The sequence below is a fragment of the Novosphingobium sp. genome, assembly GCF_030696665.1.
Classification (GTDB): domain Bacteria; phylum Pseudomonadota; class Alphaproteobacteria; order Sphingomonadales; family Sphingomonadaceae; genus Novosphingobium.
The window spans coordinates 1-14,221 of sequence record NZ_JAUYRV010000013.1 but is presented as its reverse complement, the minus strand read 5'-3'; the positions used below and the strand labels follow the sequence as shown (position 1 = coordinate 14,221).

9 protein-coding genes are annotated in these 14,221 nt (G+C 62.5%); 7 read left to right on the top strand and 2 right to left on the bottom strand.

From position 1 onward, the window contains the following. The first annotated feature begins 2 nt into the window (after positions 1-2). From Q8R81_RS02595 to Q8R81_RS02585, 3 genes are all read left to right on the top strand, one after another. Positions 3-992: an arabinan endo-1,5-alpha-L-arabinosidase gene (locus tag Q8R81_RS02595; RefSeq protein WP_371135297.1), complete on the top strand. Its 990-nt coding sequence runs from the start codon at positions 3-5 to the stop codon at positions 990-992. A gap of 25 nt (positions 993-1,017) precedes the next feature. Beyond that, a complete protein-coding gene (locus tag Q8R81_RS02590) occupies positions 1,018-2,418 on the top strand; it encodes a glycoside hydrolase family 43 protein (protein ID WP_305615870.1) in 1,401 nt (466 codons plus the stop codon). 180 nt (positions 2,419-2,598) lie between these two features. Continuing rightward, positions 2,599-5,403, top strand: a complete 2,805-nt coding sequence (locus Q8R81_RS02585; protein ID WP_305615869.1) for a TonB-dependent receptor — start codon at positions 2,599-2,601, stop codon at positions 5,401-5,403. Between the two features lie 56 nt (positions 5,404-5,459). On the opposite strand, the gene Q8R81_RS02580 is transcribed toward Q8R81_RS02585, so the two are convergent. Beyond that, positions 5,460-5,864, bottom strand: a complete 405-nt coding sequence (locus Q8R81_RS02580; RefSeq protein WP_305615868.1) for a cupin domain-containing protein — start codon at positions 5,862-5,864, stop codon at positions 5,460-5,462. Beyond that, positions 5,861-7,201 carry a polysaccharide lyase family 1 protein gene (locus Q8R81_RS02575; RefSeq protein WP_371135295.1) on the bottom strand — a complete coding sequence of 447 codons (1,341 nt, stop codon included), beginning with the start codon at positions 7,199-7,201 and terminating at the stop codon, positions 5,861-5,863. Before Q8R81_RS02575 ends, Q8R81_RS02580 begins: the two co-directional genes overlap by 4 nt. 252 nt (positions 7,202-7,453) lie before the next feature. On the opposite strand from Q8R81_RS02575, the gene Q8R81_RS02570 reads away from it, so the two are divergent. The 4 genes from Q8R81_RS02570 to uxaC form a co-directional block, all read left to right on the top strand. Then, the gene (locus tag Q8R81_RS02570; protein WP_305615867.1) at positions 7,454-10,300 is read left to right on the top strand and encodes a TonB-dependent receptor; all 2,847 of its coding nucleotides are present in this window, start codon (positions 7,454-7,456) and stop codon (positions 10,298-10,300) included. A gap of 57 nt (positions 10,301-10,357) precedes the next feature. Further along, positions 10,358-11,362 carry an alpha/beta hydrolase gene (locus Q8R81_RS02565; protein WP_305615866.1) on the top strand — a complete coding sequence of 335 codons (1,005 nt, stop codon included), beginning with the start codon at positions 10,358-10,360 and terminating at the stop codon, positions 11,360-11,362. Next, a complete protein-coding gene (locus Q8R81_RS02560) occupies positions 11,311-12,972 on the top strand; it encodes a family 43 glycosylhydrolase (protein ID WP_305615865.1) in 1,662 nt (553 codons plus the stop codon). The genes Q8R81_RS02565 and Q8R81_RS02560 overlap by 52 nt, the downstream gene beginning before the upstream one ends. Next, the coding region (uxaC, locus tag Q8R81_RS02555; protein ID WP_305615864.1) for a glucuronate isomerase at positions 12,972-14,221 on the top strand (1,250 nt) is incomplete at its 3' end. The genes Q8R81_RS02560 and uxaC, both read left to right, overlap by 1 nt.

Genomic DNA, 14,221 nt, shown 5'->3' with positions numbered 1-14,221 from the left:
GCGTGATGCGCGCCCTGACCCTGCTCGCCGCGATCCTGCCCCTGGCAGGCGCGGCGGCGCAGCCCGCGCCGCTGGCCGGAGACATTGCGGTCCACGATCCGGTGGTGATCCGGCAGGGGCAAACGTGGTATGTCTTCAACACCATCGGCAAATACATCGGCATCCGCACTTCGCCCGATCTGAAGACGTGGAAAGACGCAGGCGCAGTATTTGCCGAGATTCCGGCATGGGCAACCAAGGCGGTGCCGGGAACCGAAGGCATCTGGGCGCCCGACATTTCCTATGTAAACGGCCAATACCGGCTCTACTATTCGATCTCCACGTTCGGATCGAACCGGTCCGCCATCGGCCTTGCCACCAGCCCGACGCTGGACCCGAAGGCGAAGGACTATCGCTGGACCGACCGGGGCATGGTGGTGATGTCCACACCCGCCGATGATTTCAACGCCATCGATCCCAACTTCGTGGTCGATGCACAAGGGCGGCACTGGCTGTCGCTCGGCAGTTTCTGGAGCGGGATCAAGCTGCTCCCGCTCGATCCGCAAACCGGCAAGCCCGCGCCGGGGACCGAGCCTTATGCCATTGCCCGGCGTCCCGCGCCTGCTGGCGGACCTGCGCCGGTAGAGGCCCCCTTCATCGTGCCACACGGCGGGGCCTATTACCTGATCGTGTCCTACGACTATTGCTGCAAGGGCGTGAACAGCACCTACTACACCGTGGTTGGCCGCGCCGAGAAGATCACCGGTCCCTATCGCGGCAAGGACGGCAGCGAGATGATGCAAGGCGGCGGCACAATCCTGCTGCGCGCCGATCTGCAGGAAAAGCAGCGCTATCGCGGCCCCGGACACGCCGGTGCCTTCACCGATACCGATGGCACAACCACGCTGGTCTGGCACGCCTATGACCGGACGGCCAATGGCGCGCCGGTGCTGCGCGTGGCCCGGTTGCGCTGGGATGCAGACGGATGGCCCGTGGCCGAACCGATTGACTGACAGAACATAACTGAGAGGACTTGCGATGACCCTTTCGCTTTCGCGCCGCGCCTTTGTGGCCGGTTCCGCCCTGCTGCCGATGGCGTGCGGCCCCGTTGCGCGCAACCTTCCCGTCGCTGCCAGTGCGCCGCAAGGCCCGGCAAACCCGCTGGTGCGCCAGCGTGCCGACGCGCAGGTCTTCCGCCACGATGACGGCTTCTATTACATGACCGGCTCCGTGCCCGAGTACGACCGGTTGGTGCTGCGCCGTTCAAAAACCATCGCAGGCCTTGCCACCGCCGAAGAGCGCGTGTTGTGGCGGCACGAGGCGACCGGCCCGATGTCCGGTTTCCTCTGGGCACCCGAACTGCACCTGTTCGATGGCCGCTGGATCATCTATTTCGCCGCCGGGCCAAGCGGCGGCGGGGAAGACGTGTTCCGCATCCGCACTTATGCCGTGGTGTGCGACGGTCCGGACCCGATGACCGGAAACTGGACGGTGCTGGGCCAGTTTCAGACCCCGTGGGACAGCTTCAACCTCGATTCCTCAATCTTCGTCCATCGCGGCACCAGCTATTTTGCTTGGGCGCAGCGCGAGCCGGGGATTGAGACAAATTCGAACCTCTATATCGCGCCGATGGCAAGCCCGCTGACTTTGGCCGCAGCGCCTGCGCGGTTGACGGTGCCCACACTCGATTGGGAAGTGCGCGGCTTCAAGGTTGCCGAAGCGCCTGCCGTGCTGGCCCGCAATGGCCGCCTGTTCATGACCTATTCCGCCAGCGCCACCGACGCGCGCTATTGCCTTGGAATGCTGACGGCGGCAGACAATGCCAACATCATGGACCCGCGCGCCTGGACCAAATCAGACCAGCCAGTGTTCGTCACCAACCGCGAAACCGGCGTCTATGGCCCGGGCCACAACAGCTTCACCGTGGACGAGCAGGGGCGTGACATGCTGGTCTATCACGGGCGCGATTATGAGCAGATCGAGGGTGACCCCCTGTTCGATCCGAACCGCCACACGCGCGTGCAGCGGCTCTATTTCAAGGCGGACGGATCGCCCGATTTCGGCGTGCCGGTTGGCAATGGCCCGCTGCCAGTGCGGTTGCTGCGCGGTGCGGGCGGCCCTGCGCTGACCCATCGTGACTCCGCGCTTTCCCTGGGCGGCGGTGCCTTGGCGCAAAGCCAGTTCCGTATGATCCCCATTGGCGAAAGCGGCCCGATTGCGCTCGCGCCAATCCTGCGCCCTGCTGATCGCGTCACCGTTATGCCCGATGGCAGCCTTACGCTTGCCGCAGCTACCGATGGACCGGCGCAGACTTTCATCCCGGTCCAAGGCGCAGGCGGCGTTCGGCTTGAGTCGGCGCTGCGGAGCGGGCATGCGATTTCGGCCAATGGCAACGCACTTGCCCCGATGGCCGATTCCCCGCTTTGGCTGGTTGATTAGTCCTACAAACGTTTGCATTTGGGCAGGCATACTGGTCCGCAGGATCGCCAAACACCCAAAAGAACCGATTTGTTCGCAAAGGACAAAAAACTGCTTGCCAGCGATAACTCCGACAAATAATTAGTCTGACAAATGCGAGGCGCGGCAAGGGGGCCGTCCTCAGCTCAGGGAGAGAGAAACATGGCTATCCGGCCAGTTGCATTCACATCCGTATCGTTGCTCGCAATGTCCGTTGCAGGCGCATTCGTGCCTTCAATCGCCCATGCGCAAAGCAACGATGCGCCACAAGCCGTGGCCGAGGCAGATCTGCCCGCCGAAGAAGACGTGATCGTCGTCAGCGGCGTGCGCGCAGCCATCAGCAAGGCGCTCGACGTGCGCCGCACATCCACCCAGATCGTCGATTCGATCGTGGCCGAAGACGTGGGCAAGCTGCCCGACAATAACGTGATCGAAGCGTTGCAGCGCGTCACGGGCATCCAGGTGACGGATCGTTCGGGCGGTGAGGCAGCAGGCATCACCATTCGCGGCCTGTCCGATCCGCTGACCACGATGAACGGCCGCAACATCTTTACCGCAGCGGGCCAGTCATTCGCGTTGCAGGATATCTCGGCCAACCTGGTCAAGAGCGTCAACGTCTACAAGACCCGCTCGGCCGACCAGATCGAGACCGGTCTTGCCGGTCAGATCGATGTGCAGACGCGCCGCCCGTTCGATTTCAACGGCTTCAGCATCGCCGGCCTTGCGCGCGGGATCTACAACCAGCAGGCTGACAGCTATAACCCCAACGTGGCTTTGCTGGTCAGCGACCGCTGGGAAACCGGCATTGGCGAAATCGGCCTGCTGGTCGACGCCAGCTACAGCCGTACCAAATACCGCAACATGAGCACCACGGCAGGCGCATTCGTGCCTTTCGCCACCGAAAATCCGCCTGCCGGATCGGGCTTCACCCCGTTGCAGCGCATCTTCTCAGGCTGGACCGCCGGGCTGGACTACGGCCTGCCGACCGCCGCCGGATCGACGCTGAACATCAACGGCACCGAAGTTCCCTACTACCTCAGCCGCGACGCGGTGTTCAGTTCCGACCTGTATGGTGAGCGTGAACGCCCATCGGTTAACGTCGCGCTGCAGTGGGCACCCAACAGCAGTTCGGTCTACACCGCCGAAGTCTATTACTCTGGCTTCCGCGGTAACACCTTCAATTCGCTGCAGTTCAGCTTCGTCGATTGGTGGGGCAACCCCGGACCGTTCGAAGTTTATGACGGCACCAACATCATCAAATCGCGCACCGTCGATGATGTCTATGGCTTCAACAGCGGCGATTTTTCCACCAACCGCACCGACAGCATGGTCTATGCGCTGAATGGCACGTGGGATCTGGGTGATCGCGGCAAGATCGTCGGCGACGTAACCTACCAGAAGAGCACCAACCAATCGACCTTTCTGGCCATGCGCACCGATCGCGTAGCCAGCCAGATCACCGCCGATTTCAATGCCGGTGGCGGCGTGCCGTCGTTCCAGTTTGATGACAACGCCTTGCTGGCCGATCCCTCGGTCTGGAACGTGGCCGAGTTTTACGACAACGCCGACAAATCGCAGGGCGATGCCATCACCGGCATGCTTGATGGCTATTACACGTGGGACGAAGGCTTCCTGCGCCAGATCAAGGCCGGTGTCCGCCTTGATCGTCGCACCGCGCAAACCTTCACCCGCGCCCGCAGCGCGAATGCCCTTGGCCGCAGCCTTTCCACTTTCCCCACCGAAGCGCTGTTCACCAACAGCGGCTTCTTCGATGGCCGTGCCAATGTGCCGACCAGCTGGGTTCTGCCAAGCGGATACTGGATCAACGACAACGTAGATGCCGTGCGCGCCGACTTCGGCCTGTCTGCATCAGACACGCTTTCGCTTGAGCGCGTGTTCGGCATCGAGGAAACGAACCTTGCCGCCTATATCACTGCCGATACCGAAGTCAGCCTGTTTGGCCGCCCGCTGCAATTCCAGGCTGGCGTGCGCTATGTCGATGTCGATACCGACGCCAAGTTCTACAACCGGCTTCAGGGCGGCGCGCTGACGCAAAGCTCGAACCGCACCTCGCGCTGGCTGCCCAGCGCCACGCTGCGCTACGAACTGACCGACAACCTGCGTGTGCGCTTCAACTATGGCGAAACGCTGCGCCGCCCGAACTTTGGCGATATCAACCCGAACTACAATCTGACCGGCGATCTCACCGGCGTCGGCTTCGGTTCGGGCAGCGCAGGCACGGCCAACCTGCGCCCCACGCAATCGAAGAACTATGACCTTGCGGTTGAATGGTATTTCGATCGTGACAGCGCCATCTTCATCACCGGTTTCCGCCGTGAAATTGATGGACTGGTGGTGCCGCTGACCGTGCGCGAATTCATCCCTGATAACGACATCACCGCCGGGGCGACCGATTTCTTTGCGATCACTCGCCCGGTCAATGCCTCCAACGGCGTGCTTGAAGGCGTGGAAGTGGGCCTCACCTACTTCCCCGATTACCTGCCCGGCCCGCTTGATGGCCTTGGCTTCAACGGCAGCGTCACGATCCTTGATTCCAAGCAGAACATCCCGCTTTCGGACAGCACCGGCAACATCACCGGCGAGACGACATCGCAGTTCTTCAGCGTCTCCACACTGTCGTACAACGCAACGCTGGCCTATGACAAAGGCCCGCTCAATGCGCGCTTGTCTTATGTCTGGCGCAAGGAATTCCTCCGCAACAACGAAGCGCGGCTCTTTGCCAACCCCATCGGCGTATGGTTCCGCCCGGAACAGAGCCTCGATTTCCAGCTGACCTGGAACGTGACGAAGGACATTGGTGTCACCTTCGATGCGGTGAACCTCACCAATTCGAAGCAGCAGAACTACTACAAGTTCGACAATGTCGGCAACCCGGACCAGTTCAACCTTGGCACCACCCTGCTGGCGCGCACATTCGCGCTTGGCGTGCGCTTCAAGTTCGACTGAACCCACCGTGCTGCGCCGTCTCTCCGGTCCCTCCCGGACGAGACGGTGCATGCGCATCAGGGTTTGGGCGGAGCAGGTTCCTTCACCGGATAGCTGACGATCAAGGCCAGCGGCGCATCGCCCTTCTGCCAGATGCCCACCACTGCGCCTTCATAGAGATAGGCGGTCATGCCCTTGCGCAACTTGGCACGCTGGCCGTCCGAGACGACCTCGCCTTCACCTTCCAGCACATAGTACACCTCATCATGCGCAATTGGATGTTCACCAATCGCAGCACCCACATCAAGCGTGCGGCGGCGGAATTCCATGCGGCGCGGCTGCGGCGCAAAATCGCTGATGCGCCAAGCGGTGCTCATGCCGATGGCTCCGTGCGGTGGCGGTTCGCGCCGCACGGTATCGGCCTCGTCGATCACGGCCATCGGCGGAGCTGCCGCCATGAGTAGCGCGAGAACCGCGCTCATTGCGCACGCATCGCAGCATCGCGGGTGGAAAGCTTCTCTTGTGCGCCCGCTTTCTGGCCCGGATACCGACCGGACTTCGGTGTCATTGTGTCAAGGTTCCAGTCCGCCTCAACAAACGGCGCATTGGTCGGCACCGGATGCGGGTAACCGCCGACCGTGCTTTCATCATCGATGATATCTCCGCGCCCTTCGGCCACGAAGAACAGCACGCGGATATCATCGGGCGCGCGGTCCCAGGGCCGTGCCCCGGCGGTTTGTAACACCGACGTTTCAACATCGCCCGAAGGCAGCACGCTGTAGCGTGAAACGTCCGTCATTGGAGCCTTGGCGGTAATCAGCTTCGCCCGCGTCTCACCATAGCGGCCAAATTGCGGCAGCGGATTGCCGTGGCGGTCCACCGCACGGTTGTCTTTGCCGTAGTATTTCAGGTCACCATCGCCGCCCAGCATCAGGAAGGGCATGCCCGGATCGGTGTCATTCCCGCCGCGCATCACGTTGCCCACGGCGGTAATCTCGCCGGTCACATAATCCTGCCCCAGCCATTCCAGATTCATCAGGTTGTAATGCACCGCGCGGTGGCCGGGATTGTAGATCACGTTGTTGATCATCGTCACCTGCGCCCCACCCTTGACCAGTGGCGCGCGCTCTACATTGTGCGCCCAGACATTGCGGTAGAACGTTATATTTGTTGCATTATCGTGGATCAGTGATCCCTTGGAATGCTCGCCCTTCGGATGGCTCGAATCGGCAAGACCCTCCGCCGCGATATTGTCGCGGAACACCACGTCATGGCTTGTGCCTGCGCGCCATTCCGCCACGGTATTGCCAGTAAAGCGCGGGCCGGATGCGGACATGTTCTCGTCCAGCGCCCACATGAAGCTGCAATGTTCCACCACCACATTGTGCGCAGCAACGCCCGAAAACGCATCGGCTTCCCAACCCGAAAGCTTGGCTTGCCCATCGGCCCCGGTCATCACGCGCAAGTGCGATAACACCACGTCATGCGTCTTCAGGTCGATCCCGCCCTTGATGATCGTGATGCCCGGCGATGGCGCGGTCTGCCCCGCCACGGTCAGGTAGGGTTCGGTAATCGAAATCGAATCCCGGCCAAGGTCAATCACCCCGCCCACTTCGAACACCACGGTGCGCGGCCCCTTGGCGGAAAGCGCCTCTGCCAGCGATCCCGGCCCGGTCTTGGCCAACGTGGTAACGCGAATGATTCGCCCGCCTGCGCCGCCCTTGGTTGGGTCAGAGGGGTGAGGCTCAGCCCATGCTGCGCCACAGGCCAGCATGCTCAAGGTGGCGGAAATGGTGGCTTTTTGCAGTAGCTTGCGCATTGTCGACTCTCCCATTGCCTTGGTTATTGACAGAGCGCCGCGACGAGGGCAATAAATAATGACACCGGTTACCGCATCGACAGCGCCGCATTGGCAAGCCTGATCGATGAGAGCCGGAACTCGTGCCGGCGCCCTGCGGGTCGCAACGTCGGCGTGTGGGAGTAGTGGTGCAACGGAAGGTTTGGCGCACATGCGTCTTCCCCTTTGACACCGGTAGCAATGGCCCTGAAAAGGGCGATGAGGGGATTAGGCATGGGTATTTCCGTTTCGCGCATTTCGCTGTTCAGGATGGCCCTGCTCGCTGGCGGCGCGCTCGCCGCAGCAAGCACGGCACAGGCGCAAGACGCCGCAGCAGAGCCGCAGATTGCAGCTGAAGACAGCGTCCCCGAAGACGCAATCGTCGTCACCGGCTTCCGCCAGTCGCTGCAGGCCGCGATCAACGTGAAGAAGAACGCGGTCGGCGCGGTCGATGCCATCGTGGCCGAAGACATCGCCAAGTTCCCCGATCAGAACCTTGCGGAATCGCTGCAGCGCATCCCCGGCATTTCGATCACGCGTGATGCCGGCGAAGGCCGCTCGATCACCGTGCGCGGCCTGTCCAGCCAATTCACCCGCGTCCGCGTCAATGGCCTCGAAACCGTTGCCACATCCACCGATGGCGCTTCGGCCAACCGTGATCGCGCGTTCGATTTCAACGTCTTCGCCTCGGAACTGTTCAGCTCCATCGTCGTCCACAAGACCGCCGAAGCCAGCCTCGATGAAGGTTCGCTGGGCGCAGTGGTCGATCTGAACACCGGCAACCCGCTGGCAGGCAAGGCCGGTTTCACCGCCGTCGCCTCGGTCGTCGGCACCTACAACGACCTGTCCGATTACGTCGGCCCGCGCCTTGCCGGGCTGGTCAGCTGGCGCAACGATGCCGGCACATTCGGCGCATCGATTTCCGCCGCCTACCAGAAGACGCAAGTGCTGGAGCTTGGCAACAACACGGTGCGCTGGTCGCAGGCCCGCTTCGATTCCGTCGATGGCACCAACTGCTTCACCACCCCCAACAGCGGCGGCAGCTATCGCCCCAGCGCTGCGTGCGACAAGGCCGCGCTCGCCTTCCACCCACGCATTCCGCGCTACGGTACGATCCAGCATGATCGCGAACGCCTTGGGCTAACGGGATCGGTGCAGTTCGCACCGACGGATTCGAGCAAGTTCTCAATCGATGGCCTTTTTTCACGTTTCAATGCTCTACGTGATGAGCAATACGGCGAAGTTTTGCTGCGCAGCAACGAGCGATCGATAAACGTGGTGAACCCCGTCTACGACGCTAACAACACAATGGTTTCGGCCACCCTCAACGATGCATGGGTGCGGACCGAGCATTACTACCGCAAGAGCAAGACCGAGTTCTATCAGGTCGGCGGTACATGGGATCAGGACGTGTCGGACAGCTTGCGCTTCACGCTGCTCGGTGGCTTCTCGAAGTCCAACGCCGACATTCCGATCGAAACCACAATGATTTTTGATGATCGCGACGCTCAGGGCTACAGCTTCGACTATACTGACATGAAGTACCCGAAGCTTACATTCGGCACGAGCGTCACGGATCCAGCCAATTTCCAGCTCGCAGAAATTCGCGACCGCCCGTCGAGCACCGAAAACCGCTTCAAGACCGTGCAGTTCCGCACCGAATGGGACGTGACTGAAGGCTTCACCATCAAAGCTGGTGCCGTGTGGCGTCGGTTCAACTTCGATGCCGAAGCCTATCAGCGCGACACTGCCGTATGCGGCAATGGCGGGCTTGATCGCGTACTGGGCACAATCACATGTTCGCCATCTTCGGCTTTTGGCGCCAGCGCTGTGTACGGTATTCCGGTTACTGCCGCGATGGGCCAGTTGCTAAACATTGGCAATGCCGGTCAGCCGGCAGGAACGACAACATCCATTCTGGTACCTAACCTTGATGCCACCACGGCCCTGACCAAGCTTTACGACCGCGCGCTGCTGCCTGATGCGGGCAACATCCGCGGCGTGCAGGAAACCACGAAGGGTGGATACCTTCAGTTCGATGGCAACGGTGAGTTGCTCGGGCTACGCTACGCGCTCAATGCCGGGATCCGCTATGTCAAGACCGAGCAGTCGTCCTATGGTTTGGTCAGCGGAGTGCAGGCAACCGTGGAGCGGGCATATGATGACTGGCTCCCTTCGGCCAATATCGCATTTTACCCGACCGAGGATCTGATTGTTCGCGCTGCCGTTGCGGAGGTCATTACCCGCCCCACCCTGGGCTCACTTACCCCTGGCGGCTCGGCTGACGGTTTCAACTTCCGTGTCACCAGCGGTAATCCCTTCCTTGAGCCGTTCCGTGCCACCAATTACGATGTTGCGGTCGAATGGTACTTCGCTCCGCAGGCGTTGATCTCCGTGGCTGGTTTTATCAAAGACGTGGCAAGCTTCACGCAGTCCTCTGCCATTTCAGAAGCTACCTTCGCCCAGACCGGCTTGCCCGTGTCGGTACTCACGCCGTCATCACCCGCCGCATTGAACCCAGCGCTGCTTTCACAGCCAATCTGGACATTGAGCACGACTGTCAACGGTACAGGCGCCAAACTGAAGGGCGTGGAAATCGCCGCGCAGATTCCGTTCAAGATATTCACCGAAGGTTTCCTTGGCAACTTCGGGATCATTGCCAATGCCACCTTTATCGACAGCAATGCCGACTACACGGTGCAAGGTCCGGCTACGGTGCCCGGCGGCGCTCTGGTGAATCTCGTTCGCTCAGCCACGCTCGCCAACGTATCGAAGCAGGCTTACAACGGCACTTTCTACTATGATGATGGTCGCTTTTCGGCACGCGTCATGGGCACCTATCGCAGCGACTACCATGAAGGCGCTAGCGGCACCGGTAACGTGCTCGAAGGCTATGGCTCGATGTTCAACCTCGATGCCTCGATGCGCTTCAAGCTGACGGACTGGGTGGAGCTTTCGGTTGAAGGCAACAACCTGCTCGACACCTATCGCTATCGCTACACCGATATCGACGCAAAGCGGAACTACGAGAACAATCACTACGGCCGCAACATCCTTGTTGGTGCGCGCTTCAAGTATTGACCCCCACTGGCCGGGCACCTCCCTCCCAATGCCCGGCCAAACCAAGATGGAGCCGCCATGACTATCGATCGCCGGTGTTTCATGGCGGCTTCGCTGGTTTCTGCGGGACTGGCAGCGCGCGCCGTGGCGCAAACTGCCGTTCCTGCCGTACCGAACGGCCCGCTGCCGCCCGGTTTGCCGCAGCCGACTGAAACCATCGACCTCTGGCCAAACGGAGCACCGGGCAAACCTGCCAAGGCGCTGGCCGAAACCGTGCAGGAACGTTCGACCGACCGCCTCGTCACCGACCGCGCGGTGTTCGGGATAACCGCCCCGCGCATGGCGGTGTTCCGGCCCGACCGGCCCAATGGCGCGGCCGTCCTGATCACACCCGGCGGCGGGTACAAGTGGGTGGTGGTGGACAAGGAAGGCTATGAAATGGCTCGCTGGCTGGCGGCGCGCGGCTTTACTGCTTTCGTCCTGTTCTATCGCCTGCCCGGCGAAGGCTGGGCGGCGGGGCCAGACGTTGCCCTGTCAGACGCGCAGCGCGCCATGCGCCTGATCCGCCACCGCGCGCGCGATTTCGCGGTGGACCCGGAGCGTGTTTCCGCGATGGGCTTTTCCGCAGGCGGCCACCTCTGCGCCGATCTCGCCACGCGCTTTGCCACGAAGACTTACACGCCCGTCGATGCGGCAGACGCGCTTTCGGCCAAACCCCACTCTGCCGCGCCGATCTACCCGGTGGTGTCGATGAGTGCGCCGGATGCACACGCCGGTTCGCGCGAATTGCTGGTCGGCAAAACCGCTCCGCCCGCGCTGGAAGCCGCGCATTCCCCGCACCGCACTGTGCCAAAGGACGCTCCGCCGTTTTTCCTCCTCCATGCCGAGGATGACGACGCCGTGCCCGTCAACAACACCCTGTTGCTGCGCGCCGCGCTGAAGGAACAAGCCATCCGCACCGAAACGCACCTGTTCGAATATGGCGGCCACGGCTTCGGCCTGCGCAAGGCCATTGGCAAGCCGGTGGAAGCATGGCCAGAACTCTGGCGCGCATGGGCGCGCACCACGGGGCTGGCACTGTGAGAAGTAACCGCCGCGATGCGATAAAGGGCACGGCATTGGCCACGCTTGGCCTTGCCACCCCCTTCCCCGCCAGCGGCGCACCCGCCGCCGCGCCCCTCCCAGAGTTCCGCCGGGGCTTCGACAACCAGCGCATTGCCGATCTAGGCGATGGCACATTCCGCAACCCGGTGCTGTCAGGCGACCGGCCCGATCCCGCAATCCTCAAGGATGGCGAGGACTACTACCTCACCTTCTCCAGCTTCGAGAGCTACCCCGGCCTGTTGATCTGGCATTCGCGCGATCTGGTGAACTGGCAACCGCGCAAACCCGCGTTGCACAGGAACATCGGCTCGGTCTGGGCGGTCAGCCTCGAAAAGCACAATGGCCGCTACTTCCTCTACATCCCGGTCAAGGCGTCGCCCCGAAACGACATCTTCGTGATCTGGGCCGACCATATCGACGGCCCGTGGAGCGATCCGGTCCCGCTCGGCCTGCACGCCCATATCGACCCGTGCCATGCCGTGGGCGAAGACGGTTCGCGCTGGCTGTTCCTTTCCGGCGGAGATCGCGTGCGCCTGTCAGACGACGGCATGAATGTCACCGGGCCGGTCGAACACGTCTATGATCCGTGGCGCTACCCCGATGAATGGGACGTCGAAGGCTTCTCGCCCGAAGGCCCCAAGATCCACCGCGTGGGCCAATGGTTCTATATGATCACCGCCGTCGGCGGCACAGCAGGCCCGCCCACCGGCCACATGGTCATCGCCGCGCGGTCAAAATCGATCCACGGCCCGTGGGAACAGCACCCCGGCAACCCGCTGGTGCGCACGACCGACATTCGCGAGGCTTGGTGGTCGCGCGGCCACGCCAGCCTTGTTCAGGCGCCCGACGGTTCGTGGTGGAGCCTCTACCACGGCTTTGAAAACGGCTACTGGACGCTGGGCCGCCAGTGCCTGCTCGATCCCGTGGAATGGCCAAAGGACGGAACAGCCGATGGCTGGTTCCGCATGACCGGCGGCGATCTGGCCGCGCCCCTGCCCAAGCCAAACGGCGGCGCAGCCTTCCCCCACGGCATGCCGCTGTCCGACGATTTCGCCACGCTGCAACTCGGCACCAAATGGTCGTTCTTCCGCCCCGCACCCGATGAGGCGAACCGCGTGCGCGTGGCAGGCAACACCCTGTTCTTCAAAGGCAAAGGCCTCGCCCCCTCCACCGGCTCGCCGCTCCTGCTGATTGCGGGCGACACGTCCTACCAGTTCGAATGCGACATCGATCTGGCCCCCGGCGCCACCGCCGGCGTGGTGCTATTCTATGACGACAAGCTCTATGCCGGCCTCGGCTTCGACAAGGACCGCTTCGTCACCCATCAGTACGGCATGGAACGCGGCCGTCCCGCCAATCCGCACGGTTCCGCCATGCGCATCCGTGTGGTCAATCGCCGCCACATTATCAGCTATTACACCTCCGGCGACGGCGGGAAAACATGGGCGAAGTTTGATCGCGGCATGGAAGTGTCGGGCTATCACCACAACGTGCGCGGCGGCTTCCTGATGCTTCGCCCGGGCCTCTACGCTGCTGGCCCGGGCGAAACCAAATTCCGCAACTTCAAATTCACCGCACTGGAAGACTAATGCCCCGCAATCTGGACTTACACCCCGACCGGTTGCTCCCGGTCGAACCCTCGGTGCGTGCGCTGGCACGGGAGCTTTATGCTTCGGTCAAAGGCCTGCCGATCATCAGCCCGCACGGCCACACCGATCCGCGCTGGTTTGCGGGCAACGAGACGTTCGGCAACGCCACGGACCTGTTGCTGGTGCCCGATCACTACGTCTTCCGCATGCTCTATTCGCAGGGCGTGGCGATGGAAGACCTTGGCGTGCGCAACAAGACCGTCGATCCGCGCGCGGCGTGGCGCTTGTTCGCCGAACGCTACTGGCTGTTCCGGGGCACGCCTTCGCGCATGTGGCTCGATTGGGTGTTCGCCGAGGCGTTTGGCATGGGCGTGCAGCTTTGTGCGGAGACGTCAGACCTCTATTTCGACACGATCACCGAGATGCTGGCCACCGACAACTTCCGCCCGCGCGCGCTGTTTGATCGATACAATCTGGAAGTGCTGGCCACCACCGAAAGCCCCATCGATACGCTGGAGCACCACGTGGCGATCCGAGCGGAAAACGGGAAAGCGGCAGGCTGGAAGGGCCGCGTCATCACCGCCTACCGCCCCGATCCGGTGGTGGACCCGGAGTTTGAAGGCTTCCGTGCGAACCTCGACACGCTGACCGAGCTGACCGGCGAGGATTGCCTGACGTGGCGCGGATACCTCGCCGCGCACCGCACCCGCCGCGCGTTCTTCAAAAGCATGGGCGCGACCAGCACCGACCACGGCCACCCCACTGCCGCCACCGCCAACCTCTCGCCTGCTGAAGCCGAAGCGCTGTTTGGCCGCGTCGTCTCAGGCGGTTGCTCTGCCGCCGACGCCGAACTGTTCCGCGCCCAGATGCTGACCGAGATGGCGGGCATGAGCATCGACGATGGCCTCGTCATGCAGATCCACCCCGGATCGTTCCGCAACCACAACGCCGCCGTCTTCGAACGCTTCGGCCGAGACAAGGGCGCAGACATCCCCACCCGCACCGATTTTGTCCACGCGCTCAAGCCGCTGCTCGACCGTTACGGCAACGAGCGCAACCTCTCGATCATCCTGTTCACGCTGGATGAAAGCGCCTACGCCCGCGAACTCGCCCCGCTCGCAGGGCACTACCCCTGCCTCAAGCTCGGCCCGGCATGGTGGTTCCATGACAGCCCCGAGGGCATGAAGCGCTTCCGCCACATGACCACCGAGACGGCGGGCTTCTACAACACCGTCGGCTTCAACGACGA